The organism is Streptomyces sp. NPDC059875 (assembly GCF_042731085.1).
In the GTDB taxonomy this organism is placed as follows: domain Bacteria; phylum Actinomycetota; class Actinomycetes; order Streptomycetales; family Streptomycetaceae; genus Streptomyces.
In genome coordinates this window covers 17,882-38,773 of record NZ_JBHWJZ010000009.1, presented here as the reverse complement: position 1 = coordinate 38,773, position 20,892 = coordinate 17,882, and the positions used below count along the sequence as shown (strand labels likewise).

General features: G+C 71.6%; 20 protein-coding genes. 10 read left to right on the top strand and 10 right to left on the bottom strand.

The window, feature by feature from the left end; translation table 11 throughout:
• Positions 1-110: 110 nt before the first annotated feature.
• The 4 genes from ACFV9D_RS13700 (at position 111) to ACFV9D_RS13685 (ending at position 5,854) form a co-directional block, all read left to right on the top strand.
• Entirely contained in the window at positions 111-1,397 is a 1,287-nt protein-coding gene (locus ACFV9D_RS13700; RefSeq protein ID WP_385145000.1) for a sensor histidine kinase, read from the top strand.
• A gap of 505 nt (positions 1,398-1,902) precedes the next feature.
• On the top strand, positions 1,903-2,562 hold the full coding sequence (locus tag ACFV9D_RS13695; protein WP_385145307.1) for a LuxR C-terminal-related transcriptional regulator: 660 nt from the start codon (positions 1,903-1,905) through the stop codon (positions 2,560-2,562).
• A 309-nt stretch (positions 2,563-2,871) separates the two neighbouring features.
• Positions 2,872-4,809 (top strand): 2-oxoacid:acceptor oxidoreductase subunit alpha, encoded by a 1,938-nt coding sequence (locus tag ACFV9D_RS13690; RefSeq protein ID WP_385144998.1) that lies wholly within the window; start codon positions 2,872-2,874, stop codon positions 4,807-4,809.
• Entirely contained in the window at positions 4,802-5,854 is a 1,053-nt protein-coding gene (locus ACFV9D_RS13685) for a 2-oxoacid:ferredoxin oxidoreductase subunit beta (protein ID WP_385144996.1), read from the top strand. The genes ACFV9D_RS13690 and ACFV9D_RS13685 overlap by 8 nt, the downstream gene beginning before the upstream one ends.
• A gap of 44 nt (positions 5,855-5,898) precedes the next feature.
• Here ACFV9D_RS13685 and ACFV9D_RS13680 read toward each other — a convergent pair whose 3' ends face one another.
• From ACFV9D_RS13680 to ACFV9D_RS13665, 4 genes are all read right to left on the bottom strand, one after another.
• The gene (locus ACFV9D_RS13680) at positions 5,899-8,109 is read right to left on the bottom strand and encodes a bifunctional serine/threonine-protein kinase/ABC transporter substrate-binding protein (RefSeq protein WP_385144994.1); all 2,211 of its coding nucleotides are present in this window, start codon (positions 8,107-8,109) and stop codon (positions 5,899-5,901) included.
• A gap of 3 nt (positions 8,110-8,112) precedes the next feature.
• Positions 8,113-10,299 (bottom strand): bifunctional serine/threonine-protein kinase/ABC transporter substrate-binding protein, encoded by a 2,187-nt coding sequence (locus ACFV9D_RS13675; RefSeq protein ID WP_385144992.1) that lies wholly within the window; start codon positions 10,297-10,299, stop codon positions 8,113-8,115.
• Entirely contained in the window at positions 10,296-11,123 is an 828-nt protein-coding gene (locus ACFV9D_RS13670) for a hypothetical protein (protein ID WP_385144990.1), read from the bottom strand. The genes ACFV9D_RS13675 and ACFV9D_RS13670 overlap by 4 nt, the downstream gene beginning before the upstream one ends.
• Before the next feature lie 83 nt (positions 11,124-11,206).
• A complete protein-coding gene (locus tag ACFV9D_RS13665; protein ID WP_385144988.1) occupies positions 11,207-11,632 on the bottom strand; it encodes a winged helix-turn-helix transcriptional regulator in 426 nt (141 codons plus the stop codon).
• 100 nt (positions 11,633-11,732) lie between these two features.
• Here ACFV9D_RS13665 and ACFV9D_RS13660 point away from each other — a divergent pair, with 100 nt between their 5' ends.
• Positions 11,733-12,593, top strand: coding sequence for an SDR family oxidoreductase (locus tag ACFV9D_RS13660; RefSeq protein WP_385144986.1), 861 nt, complete (start codon positions 11,733-11,735; stop codon positions 12,591-12,593).
• A gap of 125 nt (positions 12,594-12,718) precedes the next feature.
• Positions 12,719-13,735 (top strand): EamA family transporter RarD, encoded by a 1,017-nt coding sequence (rarD, locus tag ACFV9D_RS13655; RefSeq protein WP_385144984.1) that lies wholly within the window; start codon positions 12,719-12,721, stop codon positions 13,733-13,735.
• Between the two features lie 10 nt (positions 13,736-13,745).
• On the opposite strand, the gene ACFV9D_RS13650 is transcribed toward rarD, so the two are convergent.
• Both ACFV9D_RS13650 and ACFV9D_RS13645 read right to left on the bottom strand, forming a co-directional pair.
• Positions 13,746-14,090 carry a DUF6401 family natural product biosynthesis protein gene (locus ACFV9D_RS13650; RefSeq protein WP_385144982.1) on the bottom strand — a complete coding sequence of 115 codons (345 nt, stop codon included), beginning with the start codon at positions 14,088-14,090 and terminating at the stop codon, positions 13,746-13,748.
• A gap of 26 nt (positions 14,091-14,116) precedes the next feature.
• The gene (locus ACFV9D_RS13645; RefSeq protein ID WP_385144980.1) at positions 14,117-15,538 is read right to left on the bottom strand and encodes an MFS transporter; all 1,422 of its coding nucleotides are present in this window, start codon (positions 15,536-15,538) and stop codon (positions 14,117-14,119) included.
• Between the two features lie 96 nt (positions 15,539-15,634).
• Here ACFV9D_RS13645 and ACFV9D_RS13640 point away from each other — a divergent pair, with 96 nt between their 5' ends.
• Entirely contained in the window at positions 15,635-16,096 is a 462-nt protein-coding gene (locus ACFV9D_RS13640) for a winged helix-turn-helix transcriptional regulator (RefSeq protein WP_385144978.1), read from the top strand.
• A gap of 89 nt (positions 16,097-16,185) precedes the next feature.
• On the opposite strand, the gene ACFV9D_RS13635 is transcribed toward ACFV9D_RS13640, so the two are convergent.
• Positions 16,186-16,794 (bottom strand): CGNR zinc finger domain-containing protein, encoded by a 609-nt coding sequence (locus ACFV9D_RS13635; RefSeq protein ID WP_385144976.1) that lies wholly within the window; start codon positions 16,792-16,794, stop codon positions 16,186-16,188.
• A gap of 42 nt (positions 16,795-16,836) precedes the next feature.
• On the opposite strand from ACFV9D_RS13635, the gene ACFV9D_RS13630 reads away from it, so the two are divergent.
• Positions 16,837-17,292, top strand: a complete 456-nt coding sequence (locus ACFV9D_RS13630) for a VOC family protein (protein ID WP_385144974.1) — start codon at positions 16,837-16,839, stop codon at positions 17,290-17,292.
• A 13-nt stretch (positions 17,293-17,305) separates the two neighbouring features.
• Here the strand turns inward: ACFV9D_RS13630 and ACFV9D_RS13625 are convergent, their stop codons facing one another.
• Positions 17,306-17,806 (bottom strand): DUF1203 domain-containing protein, encoded by a 501-nt coding sequence (locus tag ACFV9D_RS13625; RefSeq protein WP_385144972.1) that lies wholly within the window; start codon positions 17,804-17,806, stop codon positions 17,306-17,308.
• Positions 17,807-17,878: 72 nt separating this feature from the next.
• On the bottom strand, positions 17,879-18,769 hold the full coding sequence (locus tag ACFV9D_RS13620; RefSeq protein ID WP_385144970.1) for a LysR family transcriptional regulator: 891 nt from the start codon (positions 18,767-18,769) through the stop codon (positions 17,879-17,881).
• Between the two features lie 157 nt (positions 18,770-18,926).
• Here ACFV9D_RS13620 and ACFV9D_RS13615 point away from each other — a divergent pair, with 157 nt between their 5' ends.
• Positions 18,927-19,076 (top strand): hypothetical protein, encoded by a 150-nt coding sequence (locus ACFV9D_RS13615; RefSeq protein ID WP_385144968.1) that lies wholly within the window; start codon positions 18,927-18,929, stop codon positions 19,074-19,076.
• A 69-nt stretch (positions 19,077-19,145) separates the two neighbouring features.
• Entirely contained in the window at positions 19,146-19,799 is a 654-nt protein-coding gene (locus ACFV9D_RS13610; RefSeq protein WP_385144966.1) for a hemerythrin domain-containing protein, read from the top strand.
• 74 nt (positions 19,800-19,873) lie between these two features.
• Here ACFV9D_RS13610 and ACFV9D_RS13605 read toward each other — a convergent pair whose 3' ends face one another.
• The gene (locus ACFV9D_RS13605; RefSeq protein ID WP_385144964.1) at positions 19,874-20,797 is read right to left on the bottom strand and encodes a LysR family transcriptional regulator; all 924 of its coding nucleotides are present in this window, start codon (positions 20,795-20,797) and stop codon (positions 19,874-19,876) included.
• Between the last annotated feature and the right edge of the window lie 95 nt (positions 20,798-20,892).

The window sequence follows — 20,892 nt, the reverse complement described above, 5'->3', positions numbered from 1 at the left end:
AGGTAGGGAAAACCCCCGGGCGTAGACGCCCACCTCCCTCATGGTCCGGGGCGCGTCCGACCGGAAACCTTGAGATGTACTCCTCCCCCGAGCAGAAACGGACAACAGCGATGGCATCCCACCGCCTCCCCGCCGCGATCCGCGCGCCGTTCGAGGCCCGCACCTGGCGCGAGTTCGGCTACCTGGTGCTCGGGCTGCCGCTGAGCTGCGTCTACTTCGCCCTCTCCATCGCCATGATCTCCGCGGGCGCGGGCCTGCTGATCACCTTCCTCGGCATCCCGGTCCTGGCCGGCGGGCTCGCCATGTGCCGCGGCTTCGGCGCCGTGGAGCGGGCCCGGGCGCGCGGTCTGCTCGGCCTGGACGCGGCGCCGCCCGAGCCGGCGCGGGGCCGTACGGGCGGGGCGATGTCGTGGATGGGGGCGATGCTGAAGAGCGGCGCCTCCTGGCGGCACCTGCTGTACGCGATCCTCCACATGCCGTGGGCGATCTTCGCCTTCACGGTCTCGGTGGCCTTCTGGGTCTGGGGCTGGGCCCTGTTCACGTACCCCCTGTGGCAGTGGGTCTTCCCCCTGTACGCGGGGCAGGACGGCATCCAGCTGTACGGCGACCGGACGCACGCCTTCTACCTGGACAACCCCTTCGAGATCGCCGTCACCAGCGCGATCGGCCTGCTGTTCGTGCTGGCCGGGCCGTGGATCATCCGCTCGCTGACCGCGGTCGACCGGCTGATGGTTTCCGGGCTGCTGGGCCCGTCGCGGCTCGCGACGCGCGTCACGGAGCTGGAGACGGACCGGGGCGTGGTCGTGGACACCGCCGCCGCGGATCTGCGCCGGATCGAGCGCGATCTGCACGACGGCGCGCAGGCGCGGCTCGTCGCGCTCGCCATGGATCTGGGTCTGGCGAAGGAGAAGCTGACCGAGGACCCGAAGGCGGCGGCGCGGATGGTCGAGGAGGCGCACGGCGAGGTGAAGACCGCGCTGCAGGAGCTGCGCGACCTGGCACGGGGCATCCACCCGGCGGTCCTCACCGACCGCGGCCTGGACGCGGCGCTGTCGGCGGTCGCGTCCCGCTGCGCGGTCCCGGTGTCGGTGGAGGTCGACCTCCCGGCCCGACCGGTGCCCGCGATCGAGGGCATCGCCTACTTCACCGTGTCCGAGCTGCTCCAGAACGTGTCCAAGCACGCCGAGGCCCGGCGCGCGTGGGTGGACGTGTGGCGGGTGGGCGACCGGCTGCTGCTCCAGGTGCGGGACGACGGGCGCGGCGGGGCGGACACGGGGGCGGGGCGGGGGCTTGCGGGGCTCACGGAACGGCTTGACGCGGTCGACGGGATCTTGGCGGTGGATTCGCCGGCGGGTGGGCCGACGACGATCACGGCGGAGCTTCCCTGGCGGGCGTAGGCCTGGCGGGCGTAGGCCTGGCGGCCCCCGGCGGGGGCCGTCCCGCTGAGCCGCCGCCGCCCTGGCGGGCCGGCCCCCTCTGCTCCCGCTCCCGTTGTGGGCATTCGTTCCGCTGGGGCGGAACGGGTGGGCACAACGGACGGCGCCCTTGCCGGGCCCAGGCTCCCGGTGCCTGCGGTGCCCGCGGGTGCGGCGCCGTCGTCGGGTTGCGCCCACCCTCCCCCAGACTCCGTCCGGGGGGACCCCCAGCCCTGCGGAACGCCTGCCCACAACCCGGGGTTGAGGGTGGGATCCGCCCCGGCGGAAGGCCTGCCCACAACCCCGGGGGCGGGGGTTGAGGGTGGGCACCGCCCCCGCGGAACGTAGGCACGCGACGGGGGCCGGTGGGTGCCGTCCCGCGGAGGAAAGCCCGCAGGGGGAAGCCGAGGGTGCGATGCTGGGGGCGCATCGATCATCGGGACATGGGGGCTTCAGGGTCGTGGGTGTGGAAGACGTGGCGGACAGGGTGCGTGTGGTCATCGCCGAGGATTCAGTGCTGCTCCGTGAGGGCCTGACCCGGCTGCTGACCGACCGGGGGCACGAGGTCGTCGCCGGTGTGGGTGATGGCGAGGCCCTGGTGAAGACCGTGGCCGGGCTCGCCGGTGAGAACGCGCTGCCGGACGTGGTGGTGGCGGACGTACGGATGCCGCCCACGCACACCGACGAGGGCGTACGGGCCGCGGTGCGGCTGCGCAAGGAGTACCCCGGAATAGGGGTCCTGGTCCTTTCGCAGTACGTGGAGGAGCAGTACGCCACCGAGCTGCTGGCGGGATCCAGCCGGGGCGTGGGCTACCTGCTCAAGGACCGGGTCGCCGAGGTGCGCGAGTTCGTGGACGCCGTGGTCCGGGTGGCCCGGGGCGGTACGGCGCTGGACCCCGAGGTCGTGCAGCAGCTGCTCGGCCGGAGCCGTAAGCAGGACGTGCTCGCGAACCTGACCCCGCGCGAGCGGGAGGTCCTCGGGCTGATGGCCGAGGGGCGGACGAACTCGGCGATCGCGAAACAGCTGGTGGTCAGCGACGGAGCGGTCGAGAAGCACGTCAGCAACATCTTCCTGAAGCTGGGCCTGTCTCCGAGTGACGGGGATCACCGTCGGGTACTCGCGGTGTTGACCTACCTGAACTCCTGACGACCTGACACTCTGCCAGACAAAGCGGCACCGAGATCCGGCCAAGCGAGACACCATACGGGCTCAAGCGGGGCCTAGTACCAAAGGACGACCGAAGCGCGACTTTCCCGATGACTCTGGGGGGCGACAGAACGTGACGATCCATGGCAAAAGGGCATCTCAAAACGGGGTCCACGATGCGAGAAGTCCCGGGAAGGCCCCCCTCACCGTCGTAGGGTGGGCCACGGGGCCGGCCGGTTCGCCGACCGCCCCGCGAGCCTTCTCCCGCCTCTGGCGGAGAGACCCTTGCCGCGAGGGAGGTCCAGTTCAGTGACCAGCCAGGTCAGTAGCGAGGCCGGTGAGGCCCTGGTCGGGGAGCAGCGAAGCGTCCCGGCAGAGCACCGGCACGGCGACGAGAAGGAAATCCGGCGCCTCGATCGGGTGATCATCCGGTTTGCGGGCGATTCCGGTGACGGTATGCAGTTGACGGGTGACCGGTTCACGTCGGAGACGGCGTCGTTCGGGAACGACCTGTCGACGCTGCCGAACTTCCCGGCCGAGATCCGGGCGCCTGCCGGGACGCTGCCCGGTGTCTCCTCCTTCCAGCTGCACTTCGCCGATCACGACATCCTGACCCCGGGGGATGCCCCGAACGTGCTGGTCGCGATGAATCCCGCCGCGCTGAAGGCGAACATCGGTGACGTGCCGCGGGGCGGCGAGATCATCGTGAACACGGACGAGTTCGCCAAGCGCGCGATGGCCAAGGTCGGCTACGAGACGTCACCGCTGGAGGACGGTTCGCTGTCGGGCTACCGGGTGCATCCGGTGCCGTTGACGACGCTGACGATCGAGGCGCTGAAGGACTTCGGTCTGTCGCGGAAGGAGGCCGAGCGGAGCAAGAACATGTTCGCGCTCGGACTGCTGTCGTGGATGTATCACCGGCCGACCGAGGGCACGGAGACGTTCCTTCGGGCCAAGTTCGCGAAGAAGCCGCAGATCGCGGAGGCGAACGTCGCCGCGTTCCGAGCCGGCTGGAACTTCGGCGAGACGACCGAGGACTTCGCCGTCTCCTACGAGGTCGCGCCGGCGACGAAGGCGTTCCCGACGGGCACGTACCGGAACATCTCCGGGAACCTGGCCCTGTCCTACGGCCTGATCGCCGCCTCCCGCCAGGCCGACCTGCCGCTGTATCTGGGCTCGTACCCGATCACGCCGGCCTCGGACATCCTGCACGAACTGTCGAAGCACAAGAACTTCGGTGTGCGCACGTTCCAGGCCGAGGACGAGATCGCCGGCATCGGCGCGGCGCTGGGCGCGGCGTTCGGCGGCTCGCTGGCGGTGACGACGACGTCCGGGCCGGGTGTGGCACTGAAGTCGGAGACGATCGGGCTCGCGGTGTCGCTGGAGCTGCCGCTGCTGATCGTGGACATCCAGCGCGGTGGCCCGTCGACGGGTCTGCCGACCAAGACCGAGCAGGCCGACCTGCTGCAGGCCATGTACGGGCGCAACGGCGAGGCCCCGGTCCCGGTCGTGGCCCCCAGGACGCCCGCGGACTGCTTCGACGCGGCGGTGGAGGCGGCGCGGATCGCCTTGACCTACCGCACGCCGGTGTTCCTGCTGTCCGACGGCTATCTCGCCAACGGTTCCGAGCCCTGGCGGATCCCCGACATCGACGAACTCCCCGATCTGCGGGTCCAGTTCGCGACCGGACCGAACCACGAGCTGGCCGACGGCACCGAGGTGTTCTGGCCGTACAAGCGCGACCCGCAGACCCTGGCCCGGCCGTGGGCGGTGCCCGGCACGCCCGGTCTCGAGCACCGGATCGGCGGTATCGAGAAGCAGGACGGCACCGGCAACATCTCCTACGACCCGGCCAACCACGAGCTCATGGTCCGCACCCGTCAGGCCAAGATCGACGGCATCGAGGTCCCCGACCTGCACGTCGACGACCCCGACGGCGCGAAGACCCTCGTGATCGGCTGGGGTTCCACCTACGGGCCGATCACGGCCGCGGTCCGCCGCCTCCGGATCGCCGGCCTGCCCATCGCCCAGGCCCACCTGCGCCACCTCAACCCCTTCCCGAGGAATCTCGGCGAGGTCCTGAAGCGTTACGACAAGGTAGTGGTACCGGAGATGAACCTCGGGCAGCTGGCCACCCTGATCCGCGCGAAGTACCTGGTCGACGCAGAGTCGTACACCCAGGTCAACGGAATGCCGTTCAAGGCGGAGCAGCTCGCCACGGTTCTCAAGGAGGCCATCAATGGCTGAGACCCTGCTGTCTCTGGTCCCCAAGGCCGAGGGCAAGCAGTCGATGAAGGACTTCAAGTCGGACCAGGAGGTCCGATGGTGTCCCGGCTGTGGTGACTACGCGGTCCTGGCCGCCGTCCAGGGCTTCATGCCCGAACTCGGTCTCGCACGCGAGAACATCGTCTTCGTCTCCGGCATCGGCTGCTCCTCCCGCTTCCCGTACTACATGAACACGTACGGGATGCACTCCATCCACGGCCGCGCCCCCGCCATCGCCACCGGGCTCGCCACCAGCCGCCGGGACCTGTCCGTCTGGGTGGTGACGGGTGACGGCGACGCGCTGTCCATCGGCGGCAACCACCTCATCCACGCCCTGCGCCGCAACGTCAACCTCAAGATCCTGCTCTTCAACAACCGGATCTACGGGCTGACCAAGGGCCAGTACAGCCCCACCTCCGAACTCGGCAAGATCACCAAGTCGACGCCGATGGGCTCGCTCGACGCGCCGTTCAACCCGGTCTCCCTCGCCCTCGGCGCCGAGGCCTCGTTCGTGGCCCGTACGGTCGACTCCGACCGCAAGCACCTCACCGAGGTGTTGCGCCAGGCCGCCGACCACCCCGGCACGGCGCTCGTGGAGATCTACCAGAACTGCAACATCTTCAACGACGGCGCCTTCGAAGTCCTCAAGGACAAGGACCAGGCCCAGGAAGCCGTCATCCGCCTGGAGCACGGGCAGCCGATCCGCTTCGGCACCGACCTCGACAAGGGCGTCGTCCGTGACCCGGCCACCGGCGACCTGAAGGTCGTCACCGTCACCCCCGAGAACGAGAGCGCCGTCCTGGTCCACGACGCGCACGCGGCCTCCCCGACGACCGCGTTCGCGCTCTCGCGGCTCGCCGACCCGGACACGCTCCACCAGACGCCCATCGGCGTCTTCCGGTCCGTCCAGCGCCCGGTCTACGACACGCTCATGGCCGACCAGCTCGACACGGCCATCGAGCAGCACGGCAAGGGCGACCTCGGACAGCTCCTCGCCGGCAACGACACCTGGACCGTCGTCGGCTGACACCAGCGGTACGAGTGAGGGGCGCGGCCGCGAGGCCGCGCCCCTCACTGCTTCTTCCGCCGCTTCTTCTCTTCCTTCGCCGCCTTCTCGTACTGACCGAGGAAGCGGGGGGCGCCGCGCTCGATCCGGAACAGGAACACCTCGTCCTGGTGCCTGAACCTCAGCGGGCTCCGTTCGTCGAACCCGTACGGCTTCGCGATCCCCTGGTACGGGAACGTCCGCATCGCCCCGCGCAGGGCGATCCGCGCCACGTCCAGCTTCTGGCTCGACACCAGATTCCTCATGCTCTCGGCCATACCCGTCACCGCGTCGTACGCCTCCACCGCGAACCGGTCGACGGGCGCTGTGCCCGACAGGCCCCAGCGCTTGCGGTAGGCGGCGGTGAAGTCCTTGGCCGCGGGCATCAGCGCCGGGTCGACGTAGGTCGTGCCGAAGTACCAGCCCTCGGCCGCCGGGCCCGCGACGGAGAAGAACTCCGGCCCCAGCGCGTACTCGACGCCGCCACGCAGACCGCCGTAGCCCTGCTGCTTCAGCGCCTTGGCGCACAGCCCGGCCCGGCGCGGGGAGACGCCCGCGTAGAGGACGGCGTCCACTCGGGCGGCGATGGCTTCACTCACCGCCGGGCCGAAGTCCTCGCTGGTGGCCGCCACTTGATGGACCGTCACCGTCTCGCCCGCCGCGCTCATGGTGGTTCTCGCCATGCTGGCCACCCGCCAGCTGTAGTCGCCCGCGGCCCGGTCGTCCACCACCGCCACCCGCTTGTCACCCCTCGCGATGACGATGCTGGTGAAGGGCAGTTGCAGCATGTCGTGACCGACGCGCAGTTCGCGATAGGTGGGGTTGGCGTCCTGACCGCTGAGGTCGACGTGGTCGATACCGACGGCGACGGTCGCGAACACGAGCGTGCTCTTCGTGTACGTGTCGGCGGCGGCGATGACGGTCTCGCGGGTGGTGGGGCCGATCACGGCCATGACGGCCGCGTCCTTCACGAACTCCTGCGCCACGGCGGCGGCCCGGCGCGGGTCGCCGCCGTCGTCCCGCACCTTCACCGCCAGGTCGAAGGGCCGGTCGGGGCGGGTGTTGAACGTCTCGACGGCCAGTCTCGCGCCACGCTCCTGGGCACGACCGTCCGCCTTCCGCGAGCCGCTCAGATCGGTCTGCACGCCGATCGTGTAGGTGGGCAGGGCGGTGGTCGGCCCGCCGGAGCCCGTGCCCGTACCGCCGGGCGTCCGGTTCACGAGCCAGGCCGTCAGTCCGCCGGCTCCGGCGACGGCGGCCGCGGAGCCGAGCGCCAGGAAGCGCCGCCGTGACGGCGAGGTGCGGGCGGCCGGGTCGGCGGAGGGCACGACGACGGTCGGCTCCGCCACGGGCAGGTCCAGGACCCGGGCGGAGCGCTCGGCGATCAGCGCGGGCAGTCCGGGCGGCAGCCAGTCCCCCGCCGGCCCCTCCGCGGACCCCAGCCGCGCCCGTACGTCCTCCGCCGTGGGCCGGTCCGCGGGGTCCTTGGCCAGACACCCGGTCACCAGCGGCAGCAGCGCCTCCGGTACGCCGTCGAGGTCGGGCTCCTCGTGGACCGTGCGGTACACGACCGCGGCCACCCCGCCCGTTCCGAAGGGCCGCCGGCCGGTCGTCGCGTACGCGAGCACGCACCCCAGCGAGAAGACGTCGCTCGGCGGGCCGACCTCGCCGGCGCCGGTGACACGGGCCTGTTCGGGGGCGAGGAAGCCGGGTGTGCCGATCATCGCGTCGGTGGCAGTGAGCGCGGTGGCCCCGGCCGACCGGGCGATGCCGAAGTCGATCAGGCGCGGCCCGTCGAGAGCGAGGAGGACGTTGCCGGGCTTGACGTCCCGGTGGACGAGTCCGGCCTCGTGCATGTCCGTGAGCGCGTCGGCGAGCCGGGCGCCCAGGGCCCTCACGCTCGGCTCGGGCAGGGCGCCGTGCAGGCCGACGGCCTCGGCGAGCGACGGCCCCGGCACGAACTCGGTGGCCAGCCAGGGCTCCCGGGCCTCCGGGTCGGAGCCGAGGACCCGGACCACCCAGCGGCCGGTGATCCGCTCGGCGACCCGGGCCTCCCGTCGGAACCGTTCCCGGAAGCCGGGGTCGGCGGCGTGCTCGGCGAGGATCAGCTTGAGCGCGGCGAGCGCGCCGCCGGCGGACCGGGCGAGGTAGACCACGCCCATGCCGCCGGCGCCGAGCCGGCCGAGCAGGCGGTATCCGGCGATCGCCGACGGATCGGCGGGGCGGAGGGGTCGCACGCGTCAGACCCGTCTGTTCTTCGGCGGTCCGGCGGGGGCGAACTCCAGGGGTTTGTAGCGGCCGTTCTCGACCGCGTACATGAAGGTGCCGACCGCGTCCATGGCGCCTGTCTCGTCGAAGACGTAGCCGCCCATCACACCGTCGTACCGGACCTTTCTCAGGAGGGAAGCGAAGGTGGTGCGGTCGGGGCGCTTCCCGCTCCTGACGATCTTCGCCACCTCCTGGACCATGAGGTTGACCGCGTCGAAGGACTCTCCCGCGTAGAAGGCGGGGGCCGCTCCGTACCGCTTGCGGTGCGCGGCGACGAAGGCGGACGCCTCCTTGCGGGTCGTGGGGTCGACGACCGGAGCGCCGAGGATCCAGCCCTCCGCCGCGTCCCCGGCCTCCGTGAGGAACCGCGGCTCGAAGACGTGCTGTCCGGTGACCTTCATACCGGTGAAGCCGAGTTCGTCGAGCGCGCGGGCGGCCAGGACGGCGCTCGGGGTGAGGCCACAGTGGACGTAGGCGTCCATGCCCTCCGCCATCATGGAGCCCAGCACGCGCTTGTAGTCCGTGGTGGGCCCGGGGACGACACGGGGAACAGGGGTGACCTTCCCTTGCCGGAAGGCGAAGTTCGTGCCGCCGATGTACTGCCAGGCATAGGTGTCGTCCGTGCGTTCCTGCAGGATGCCCGGCCGGATGCTCCGGGTCTTCGCCAGGACGTAATAGGCGAGACAGGTGCCGGCGATGGCGTGCTGCGGGCAGGCCTGCAGCACCGAGAGCCCCTGGCCGCGTCCCCCGTTGGTCAGCATGTTCAGCCCGGCGGAGACCGTGATCAGCGGCAGGAGTGCCTCGTCGTACGCGGGAAGGGCGGCCAGGCCCGTGTAGTCGGAGGTCGGGCCGAGGACGCCGAGGACGTCGGGGTCGCCGGTCAGTGCACGGGCCGCGGCCAGGGCCCGGTTCTTGTCCCCGCCGTCGTCGGACACCTTGACTTCGAGGGTGAAGGGTTTGTCCTTACGGGCGTTGAAGGCCTCGACGGCCAACTGCGCGCCGCGTTCCTGCGCGCGGCCGATGTCCTTGGCGGGGCCGGTCAGGTCCGCCTGGACGCCGATGACCCAGCGCCGCTCCTTCTTCGTCGGCGGGGTGGCCTTCCGGTCCTTGCCGTCGTCGCGCAGCGCGGCCCAGGCGGCGATGCCGCCACCCGCGGCGAGGACGGCTCCTCCGGACGCCAGCAGCAGGAACTTCCGTCTGCTGGGCGTCGGTTGGCCGCCACTCTCCGACGCGCCGTGCTGGGTGGCGTCGATCTCGGGCAGGGCGAGCATCGCCGCCGAGCGTTCGGCGATGGTCCGGACGACCGGGGCGGGCAGCCAGTCGGCGGCGGCGCCCGGGGTGTCCTCCGTGAGGCGGGCGGTGACCTCCTCGGCGGTGGGCCGCAGGGCCGGGTCCTTGGCGAGGCAGGCCCGCACGAGGTCGAGGAGTCCGTCCGGTACGCCGGCCAGGTCGGGCTCGTCGTGGACGGTGCGGTACAGCAGGGCGTCGAGCGCGCCCGTACCGAAGGGCGGGCGGCCGGTCGTCGCGTAGGCGAGGAGGCAGCCGAGGGCGAAGACGTCGCTGGGCGGGCCGATCTCGGGGGCGCGGGCCTCGGCCTGTTCGGGCGCGAGGAAGCCGGGGGTGCCGACCACCATGTCGGTGGAGGTGAGCGCGGTCTCCCCGGTCGTCCGCGCGATACCGAAGTCGATGAGGCGCGGGCCGTCGACGGCGAGCAGGACGTTGCCCGGCTTGACGTCCCGGTGGACGAGTCCGGCCTCGTGCACGGCGGTGAGCGCGCGGGCGAGCGCGCCGCCGAGGATCCGTACGCTCCGCTCCGGCAGCGGACCGTGCGCGGTCACGGCCTCGCCGAGGGAGGGCCCGGGGACGAAGGCGGTCGCCATCCACGGCTCGGGCGCGTCCGGGTCGGCGCCGGTGACGGGGACGGCCCACGGGCTGGCGACCCGGCGGGCGGCCTCGACCTCGCGGCGGAAGCGGGCGCGGAAGTCGGTCTGGTCGGCGTGGTCTGCGTGGGTGACCTTCACGGCGGCGAGTTCGCCGTTGTCCGTACGGCCGAGGTAGACGACGCCCATGCCGCCGGCGCCGAGCCGACCGAGGAGCCGGTAGCCGGCGATGACGGAGGGGTCGGACGGCAGCAGCGGGTGCACGGCACCGGGGCTCATGACTGGACCTCCAGCTCGTCCTCGGCGCGCTCGACCATGGAGACCAGGGCATGGACCTGCGCGTTGTCGACCTCCTTGGCGACGTGGCCGGGCGCGCCCTTGACGACGGCGGCGACGGTGACCTGTCCGACCCGCGACGCGTACCAGGAGTACGTCTGCTCACCCTTGACGGAGTCGTTGACGTACGTCCCCGCCTCTCGCAGCGAGTCCACTGCGGTGAAGTTGCCGCCGACACCGAAGGGGCTGCCGAGCGACATCAGGCCGCTGATCCGCTCCCCGTCGCGCAGTTGCTGGTCGGGGCAGCGCAGCGCCTCCTCCAGGGTCTCGGCCATCTCCCAGTCGGCGTCCGTCTCGGTGCGGTGGACGGTGACGATGGCGGAGACCCGCAGCACCCCCTTGCCGGTCTGGGCGGGGATCTCGCTGTAGGCGGTGACGCTGTAGAGCACGCTCCGCGGCCGGGTGCCGGTCTCCCAGGTGCACTGCTTGCCGAGGACCGGCCAGTAGCCGTCGGGGCTGAGGTGCGGGGTGCGCTTGACGTAGTCCGAGCCCCAGGAGTCGGGGCCGGCGACGATCGCGAGGGCGAGCCGCTTGGCGTCGGCCTCGCTCTTGGGGGCCCGCTTCGGGTCGGCCGTGAAGCCGAGCCTCGTGGGCGTGGGTACGGGCTGCGCGGTCGCGCTGCCGGACGGAGCGGCCGCGGGGCTCGAACTCGCCTTCCCCTGGGGCTGTTTCCCGTCGTCGCCCGAGTCGGAGCAGCCCGTAAGGACCATGCCGCAGGCCAGCAAGCCCCCGCAGGCGCGCAGCACTCTTCGATACCCGTACGTCACGTTTCCCCCACGCACGCTCACAATTACCCCGAGTGGTGAGCAGATCGTACGACGCGAGGGCCCAACGCAACCTGGTTACAACATCATTGGGACGATCCCGCAGCAGCCTCGCGACGTGCCTCGTCGTAGCGGGTGCGGGCCTCCTGGACCACCGGGACCCGGGCGTCGGTCCAACGGGCCAGTTCCCAGACCTGCCGTGCGGCCTCCTCGCCCAGTTCGGTGAGGCTGTAGTCGACGCGGGGCGGGATCACCGGCTTGGCGTCGCGGTGGACGAAGCCGTCGCGCTCCAGGGTCTGGAGCGTCTGCGTGAGCATCTTCTCGCTGACGCCGCCGACGCGCCGGCGCAGCTCGCTGAAGCGGTACGAACGCTCCCGCAGCGCGATCAGGATCAGGACCGCCCACCGGCTGGTGACGTGCTCCAGGACGAGCCGCGCGGGACACATGGCGCCGTCGACGTCCGCCAGCAGGCTCGGCGGCTCGGCCGCGATCCGCTCCTCACTTACTCCCATGCCAGTACCTTACTTCAAAGTGGGTACTTTCGGAAGGATAGTGCCAGCCGTACGGTGAGTGCATCGCCCCCCGCACCACCCCACGGGAGAAGGAACACCCATGAGCATCGTCGTCACCGGAGCCACCGGACAGCTCGGCCGTCTCGTCATCGACGAGCTGCTGAACCAGGTCCCCGCCGAGTCCGTCGCCGCCGTCGTCCGCGACAAGGCCAAGGCCGCCGACCTCGCCGAGCGCGGCGTCGAGCTGCGGATCGCCGACTACGGCAAGCCGGAGACCCTGGCGGGCGCCTTCGAGGCCGGTGACCGGGTGCTGCTGATCTCCGGCAGCGAGGTCGGACAGCGCGTGGCGCAGCACACCGCCGTGATCGACGCGGCCAAGGCCGCCGGCGTCGCCCAGCTCGCCTACACCGGCGTCCTCGGCGGCCCGGAGGCCGACTTCGACCTGGCGGCCGAGCACAAGGCGACGGAGACGCTGATCCTCGACTCCGGCCTGCCGTACACCTTCCTGCGCAACGGCTGGTACACCGAGAACTACACGGCGAACCTCGCCCCCGTCCTCGCGCACGGCGCCGTCGTCACCAACGCCGGCGAGGGCCGGATCGCCTCCGCCTCCCGCGCCGACTTCGCCGCCGCTGCCGCCGCGGTCCTGGCCGGCCCGGCCGAGGAGCACCTGAACACGGCGTACGAGCTGAGCGGTGACGTCGCCTGGTCGCTCCCCGAGTACGCGGCCGAGGTCGCCCGCCAGACCGGCAAGGAGATCGCGTACCGCAACGTTCCGGCCGAGGCGCACGAGGAGATCCTGACCGGGGCCGGCGTCCCGCCGTTCTTCGCCGCGATCCTCGTGGACGTCGACAAGGCCATCGAGCGCGGGGCGCTCGCCCGGCAGACCGGCGACCTGTCCCGCCTCATCGGCCGCCCGACCACCCCGCTCGCCCAGACGATCGCGGAGGCCCTCGCCTGAGGCCTCGCCTGTGGTCTCGACCGAGGCCACGAAAAGGTCATGACCGTATCGCGGTACGGACATGACAGCTTGCCCCGTGCGGCGCTACCTTCATCAGGACGGCATGGCGCGGGGCAGGAGGTTCGGTGAAGACGGACAACGAGGGACGAGCAGGTCTGCTCTACGGGATCGGCGCCTACGGCATGTGGGGGCTGGTCCCCCTCTTCTGGCCGCTCCTCAAGCCGGCCGGGGCGGTCGAGATCCTCGCCCACCGCATGGTGTGGTCACTGGTCGTCGTCGGCGTCGCGCTGCTCGCACTGCGCCGCTGGGGCTGGATACGCGAGCTGATGCGCAGCCCGCGCAAGCTGGGCCTCATCACCTTCGCCGCGACGGTGATCACCATCAACTGGGGCGTCTACATCTGGGCCGTCAACGCCGGCCAGGTCGTCGAGGCGTCCCTCGGCTACTTCATCAACCCGCTCGTCACCATCGCCCTGGGCGTCCTGCTCCTGAAGGAGCGGCTGCGGCCCGCGCAGTGGGTGGCGGTCGGCGTCGCCGCCACGGCCGTCCTCGTCCTCTCCATCGGCTACGGGCGACCGCCGTGGATCTCGCTGATCCTGGCCTTCTCCTTCGGCGTCTACGGCCTGGTGAAGAAGAAGGTCAACATCGGCGGCCTGGAGTCGCTGGCCGCCGAGACCGCCGTCCAGTTCCTGCCGGCCCTCGCCTACCTGCTCTGGCTCGGCTCGCAGGGCTCGGCCACCTTCGGCGCCGAGGGCGCGGGACACGCGGCCCTCCTCGCGGCGACCGGCATCGTCACGGCCGTGCCCCTGGTCTGCTTCGGAGCGGCGGCGATCCGCGTACCGCTGTCGACGCTGGGGCTGCTGCAGTACCTGGCGCCGATGTTCCAGTTCCTGCTCGGCATCCTCTACTTCCACGAGGCGATGCCGCCGGAGCGCTGGGCGGGCTTCTCGCTGGTGTGGCTGGCGCTGACGATCCTGACGTGGGACGCGTTGCGGACCGCCCGGCGCAGCCGGGTGGAGGCGGAGGCCCTGGCCTCGGCCGTCGCGCAGCGCGCACTGGCCGACTCCGCGACCGGAGACGCCGTCGACGAGACCGGGAGCGCGGTCGTCCCCGCCCCGTCGGCCCCCTCGACCCGACCCTGACGCGGACCGGTCACCGTCCCAACAGGTCGTGTTCCCGGATCAGCCAGCACACCGCTGTGAGCCGCAGCGTCGCGAAGTCGTGGCCGACCGGCTCGACCCAGTCGATCTCCGCCAGCCAGTCCGTGAAGCCGAGGACGTAGTCGGACAGGTCCTCCCGGCGGACGGCCGGACGGACGGCGGGAAGCTCCACCGCGCCGCCCTCCGAGCCCCGCTGCGCGGGGATCAGGGCGTCGCACACGGCCGCCGCGTGCTGGTCGACGGCGGCCACGAGCCCCGGCTCGGAGGAGAGCTCCGAGAGCCGGGGCATGTACGTGGCGGCGATGCCGACCAGCGGGCAAGCGGGCGAGTCGTTCATCCGACCACGCTAAGCGCCCCTCGCGGTCACGAGACGGTGACCTTGGTCGCAGCCTCGGGGACCTCCGACCCTGTCGGGACGCCCGACCGGGCGCCGCCCCGCACGCCCGTCGCGGTGACCACCGCCCCGATCGCCACCATCGCGACCGGCACCACCAGCGCGGCCCGGAACCCCTCGAGTCCGCCGCCGGCGATCCCGTGGACCGCCGTCACGGCCGAGATGCCGACCGCCGAGCCGAACTGCGTCGCCGTCGTGAGCAGCCCGCTCGCGAGCCCCTGCTCCTCCTCCGCGATGCCGTCGGTCGCGGCGATCGTCAGCGGCCCGTACGCGAGGGCGAAGGCGAGCCCGGTCAGCAGCAGGGTCGGGAACATCGCCGCGTACGACCAGTCCGGGCCGACCGGCAGGAACAGCGCGTACGAGACGATCGCGAGCACGAACCCGCCGAGGATCACCCGGGCGTTGCCCCACCGCGCCACCAGCCGCGGGGTCAGCGTCGGGGCGAGGATCGCGTCGACGCCCATGACGACCAGGGCGAGCGCGGTCTCCAGGGAGGACCAGCCGCGCAGCTCCTGGAGGTAGAGCGTGGCGACGAACTGGAAGCCGAAGAACGAGCCGACGAACAGCAGCGCCCCGAGGTCGGCGCGGACGGTGGACGCCTTGCGGAGCAGACCGAGGCGGACCAGCGGGGCGGCGGCCCGGCGTTCGACGGCGACGAAGACCCCGGCGAGGACCAGCCCGGCGGCGGCGACGAACGCGGTCAGCGGCCAGCCGTCGAGGCCGTGCTCGAGCCGGACGATCCCGAACGCGAGCAGCAGCATCGCGCCCGCGGCCGTCAGCGCGCCGGCCAGGTCGAAGCCGCCGGCCGCCTTCTCCGGCCGCGCCTCCTTCGGGATCAGCCGCAGCGCGGCGAGCAGGATCGCGGCGGCGAGCAGGACGGGGGCGAAGAAGACCCAGCGCCAGCCGAGCTGGGTGAGCAGCCCGCCGATGACGAGCCCGAGGGAGAAGCCTCCGGCGGCCGTGCCGGCGAAGACGAGCAGCGCCTGGTTGCGCTGCGGCCCTTCCTCGTACGAGGTCGTGATGATCGACATCGCGGCGGGGGTCATGAACGCGGCGGCGACGCCGGTCACGAAGCGGGCCGTGATCAGCATCCAGCCCTCCTGTGCGAAGCCGCCGAGACCGGAGAAGAGGAGGAAGACGGTGAGCCAGCCGAGGAACATGCGGCGGCGGCCCAGAAGGTCGGCGGCGCGTCCACCGAGGAGGGTGAAGCCGGCGTAGCCGAGGACGTACGCGGACATCACCCAGGCGGCGGTGCCGGTGGACAAGTCCAGATCGGATCTGATGCTGGGCACGGCGACGGCGAGCATGGCGACGTCGATGCCCTCGAGGAAGATCGTTCCGCAGAGGACGAGGAGCAGGGCCCAGGCGCGTGCGGGGAGGGAAGCGGACACAGCTGTCTCCAAAGCAGGGGAAGGAAGAGGCGGTTACCGGCCAGAGGGTCGGTTCCCTCTTGTAACCACCTGCATCCTGCGGCAGCATCGGGTGCCATGGAAGAAGGCACTTTGAAGTCACCGAGTCACTGCGAAGTGACCTACACCGACGGCCACTCGGGGGACACGGACCCCTTCCAGTGGGACACCCGGGAGGACTGCGAGGTACGCCAGATCCTCGACCGGGTCGCCGACAAGTGGTCCCTGCTGGTCATCGCCCTGCTCGACCGCCGGAAGCTGCGCTTCACGGAGCTGAAGCGGGAGATCGACGGGGTCAGCCAGCGGATGCTGACGGTGACGCTGCGCCAGCTGGAGCGGGACGGCCTGGTGAAACGGACGGTGCATCCGGTGGTGCCGCCGCGCGTGGAGTACGAACTGACGCCACTGGGCGGCACGTTGCACACGACGATCCGCTCGCTGGTGACGTGGACGGAACGCCACCAGAACGAGATCGCGGCGGCGCGCGAGGCGTACGACGCGAAGGAGGCGGCGGAGGCGGAGACCGCGGTCGCGGTCTGAGACAGCGGCGGGGCGCCACTGGGTACGGATGCCGGGGCGGTTCCGAGGCGGCCGGCGGGACGGCTCTCGAACGGGACCCCGCGCCGCGCCTACGGCGCCGGCGCCTCCCCCTCCGCGTGGGTACGGGCCCGGTGCGCCCTCACCTTGTGCCGGTTGCCGCACTGCTCCATGGCGCACCAACGGCGGCGCCCGGGGCGGGAGGTGTCCACGAACAGCAGGGCGCAGGTGTCGGAGCCGCATTCGCGGATGCGGTCGGCGTGGGGGCCGGTGAACAGCCCGACCGCGTCGCGCGCGACCGTCGAGAGCAGCGCGGTCGCGGTGGCGCCCGGGGCCCATTCACGCGCCCAGGCGTGCGCCCCGTCGGCGGTCATGCGCGGGACGAGCGGGGGCGGTGCGGCGGCCTCGTTGACGAGCGCGAGGTCCTCGGGGGCGTGGCCGTGGCCGTACGCCCGGGCCTGGGCGAGCCCCCACAGGGCGTCCCGCACCTCCCGTACCCGCGCCAACTCGCCCGCCGTGACGCTCACGTCGAGGTCCGGTCCGAGCCGGCACCGCCGGACCCAGTCCAGCAGCCCCTCGGGCTCGTGGAGGACCTCGAACCGCGCGGCCACCGACCCGGGACCACCCGTGAGCAGCAGCTCCAGGCAGAGCGCGCCGGCGTCGAAGCGGAAGCGTCGTCCATCGGAGTGAACGAGGATCATTCCAGTTGTCGCCTGCTTCACATAACCAGTATGACTGGTTACATGACTCCGCTCCATTGGAAGCTCGTGATCGACGCCGCCGACCCGCACGCCCAGGCCGCCTTCTGGGCCGCCGCCCTCGGCTACGTGGAGGAGGACCACAACGCCCTCATCGAACGTCTCCTCGGCGCGGGCGTGGTCCCGCCGGAGGCGACCGTCGCGCTCCCGGACGGCCGTCGCGGCTGGCTCGATCTGGCCGCCGTCCGCCATCCGGACGAGCCGTACGAGAAGGAGTCGGGCACCGGCCTCGGCCGCCGCATCCTCTTCCAGCGGGTCCCGGAGAAGAAGACGGTGAAGAACCGCGTCCACCCGGACCTCCACGCCGCCCCGGGCACCCAGGAGGCGGAGGTCACCCGTCTGGAGTCCTTGGGCGCCTCGGTTCTGCGCCGGGTGTCGGAGCAGGGCGGCACATGGGTGGTCATGACGGACCCGGAGGGCAACGAGTTCTGCGTACAGTGACGTACGAACTCCCCTACGCGCGCCGCACCTCGAACTGGAAGCAGCCGTACTCGACGGCCCTGACGTGCACGAGCGCGACCCGCGGGTCGGCGAACGCCTCCGCGAAGGCCTTGTCGAAGCCCTCCGTCGCTTCGGCCGGGATCTCCAGGAGGCGGCCGCCGACGATCCGCCCCGCGGAGTCGTAGCGCCGCAGGGTGCGCAGGGCGCCGGGCCGGTCGAAGGGGTACGACTCAGGGCCGGTCGCCGGCCCCGCGCACTCCTCGGCGTGGATGAAGACCGGCCCCTGCTCGTCGTACGCCCCCGGTTCGGCCCCGGTCCCTGCGGCCCAGCGCCGCAGGGGCGCGTAGGAGACGAGCGCGATCCTGTCCCCCGCGGCGACCGGCCGAAGGCAACAGCGCAGCGGGTCGCCGCCTTCGGTGGCGCTGAACGGGACACAGGGGTGTCCGGCGTCGTCCACGACCCGGAGTTCGGCGAGGGCGGCGGGCTCGATGGGGCGTGCGGTGTAGGTGGTCATGACCCCAGCATCACGCGCGCACGACCCGGCACACCGGCGGAATTCGGACCTCGCGCTGCTGAACCCGGCCGTTCACCGAGGAGGCATGCCGAGGCTGCGCACCACCTCCGCGAGGGCGCGAATGATGTCGTTCTCGGTCTCGGTGCGCCACACCAGGGCGAACGACAGGGCCGGCATGTCGGGGAGCGCCAGCCACCGGACGTGGGTCATGGCCCAGTACTGGGTGACGTGGGCGGGGAACGTGTGGACGACCTCGCCGGTGCCGACGAGATTGATCAGCTCGTCGGGGGTGGTGACGGTGCCGACGCGTTCGATGGATCTGCCTCGGGGGGTCTGGAAGGGCAGATACGCGTCCTCCCAGTAGTCCCGCATCTCGGGGGCCGTGACATGCGGGAAGGCGGCGAGCGCCTCCAGCGATACGGAGGATCGTTCCGCCAACTCGTGGTCGCTGGAGACGGCGAGCACGCGCGGGTCGCGGAACAGGATCGGACCCACGGTGAGGTCGGGTTCCTCCACGGGCAGCCACGCGACCAGGACGTCCATCTCCCCGGCGCGGAGCTGGGCGAACGGATCGTTGTAACGGACCTGGCGCACCTGGAGTCGCCATTGGGGGTGGAGAGCCCGGAAGGTCCGCCAATGGGGGTGCAGATCAGGAAGGTTGAAGGGCATCATGCCGATGCGCAGCGTGGCGGTGACACCCTGAGCTGCGAGCCGGGCCCGTTCCAGGCTCGCCAGCAGACCCGCGTACACCGGCTTCAGATCGTCTCGCAGGAGTCGGCCCAGCGGTGTCAGCAGGACCTCGCGACGGCTGGAGCGGTCGAACAGCTCGCCACCGAGGCGGCGTTCCTGCCGCTTGATCGCCTGACTCACGCGTGCCTGACTCACGTGCAGCCGCGCGGCGGTACGCCCGAAGTGCAGCTCCTCCGCCAGCGTCAGAAAGATCTCGATGTCCCGTACTTCCACGATGCCCCGCCCCCGCGCGTGCTCACGTTCCCCGACATAACCCTGCGGTTATCGGGGCCATTCCGGATCCGGCGTTGATCACGTCTGCCGTCCGAGGAAGCCTTGAGGCCACCGGGGACGGTGCGTCGAACGACGCCTGCTCAGAGGAGATTTCACCATGCAGGAACGTATGAAGTACCCGGCCTTCGCGCTCCCGGCCGGCATCAAGGGCAAAGGGGGCGTCTTCAAGGCGATCAACGCGGGCGGGCCTCTCCGCCGCACTCCAAGAGATCGTCGCGCTCCGGACCCGCCGGATCAACGGCCGTAGCGCCTGCGTGCCCGCCCACGTGGAGAACCTGCACACGGACGCGGTCACGAGAAGAGGAACGAGGACACGATGAACGACCGGCTCGACATGACCGTGATGTACGCGATGCACCACGCGCTTCGGCGCGACCTCCGGCACGTCGCCCACATCACCTCACGTGCCGATCGTGACCCGGGTGAGGCCCTGCGCACCGCCGCGGGGTGGGACCTTCTCAAGGCGGCTCTGCGCGTCCACCACGGCGCAGAGGACGACGCCCTGTGGCCGGCCCTGCGCGAGAACCTCACCGGGAGGCCCGACGACCTCGCCCTCCTGGAGGCGATGGAAGCCGAGCACGCGGCCCTCGATCCGCTGGTCGACGCGCTCGACACGGCCCTGGCGGACCCGGGAGCGACGCCGCACTTGGTCGGCGACCTCGCGGACTCCCTCGTCACGGGCCTGAGCGGGCACCTCGCCCACGAGGAGGAGGCCGCGCTTCCGCTCGTCCGAGAGGTCGTCACGCCGGAGCAGTGGGCCCACTTCGACGAGGTCCAGGCCCAACGGATCGGCGCCGACGCGCCCCGGCTCCTGCCCTGGCTCCTGGACGACGCCGACGAGAGGACGACCACGAAGATGCTGGCCCCCCTGCCCGAGCCGGCACGCCATGCCTACGAGCACCAGTGGCGGCCGGCCTACACGGCGCTCGACCCATGGGCCGCCGCACGCAAGGAGATTCATGATGAGTAGGAACAACAGCGGCTTGTCCGAAGCGCACGTCGCAGCACTCGGGACGACGGGCCGCTCCCCGGACACCGGGTCGCTCAGCCGGGCAGGTCCTGCTCACCGCGCGCCGCCCGGGCCTGATGACGCACGTCCGGGTCGGTTACGGCGGTGAGGGCGCGGATCAGGGGGTTGTCGTTGGCGGTGTGCCAGGCGAAGGCCCAGCGGCAGGGCGGGGCGTCGCGGACGGGGACGTAGACGAGGTTGGGCCAGGGGTAGAAGCGGGCGGCCTCGGCAGCGCAGGCGACGACGGCCTGGCCGGCGACGACCGCCTTGAGCTGGTCGTCCCAGTTGCCGACCGCAGGGCCGCGCGCGACCAGGCGCCCCGACGGGGTGCGGAAGGGCTGGAACGTCTCCTCCATGGACGCCGGAACCGGCGACCGGTGCGCCACGAACGTCAGGTCGCCGTAGTCCTCCAGGCAGACCGAGTCGCGGTCGGCGTAGGGGTGGCTGTCCGCCATGGCCAGCACGACAGGCGAGGTGTGGGTGATCGGGCCGACGACGATGTCCGGCTCGCGCACCGGCAGCCACAGGTGGGCCACGTCGATCTCGCCCGAACGCAGAGGAGTCAGCGGATCCACGGGATTGAGGTCGCGATGGACCAACTGCACGCCGGGATGGCGCCCCTGGAACCGCTCGATGATGTCCTCGATCATCCAGCCCTGGGGTCCCATGGTGGCGAGAGTGAGCGTGCCGCCGCTGGTACGGGCGGCGGCCGCCGCCTCCTCGATCCCGTCGACGATCTGCCGGTAGGCCGGGCGCAGGCCCTGGTAGAGCCGGTCGCCGACCGGGGTGAGGCGGACAGAGCGGGAGGTGCGCTCGAACAGGGGCGCGCCGATGCGCCGTTCCTGCTTCTTGATGGCGTGGCTGACCCGGGACGCGGTGATGTGCAGCCGCTCCGCGGTGCGACCGAAGTGCAGCTCCTCCGCAAGCGTCAGGAAGATCTCGATCTCACGCAGCTCCATACCCCCTCCTGATCGTGAACCTAACGGTCATCGCTGCGTTGACACAACTCGCATCGATGACCCACCGGGCAACGCTGCCTTCCCGACTTCGCCGT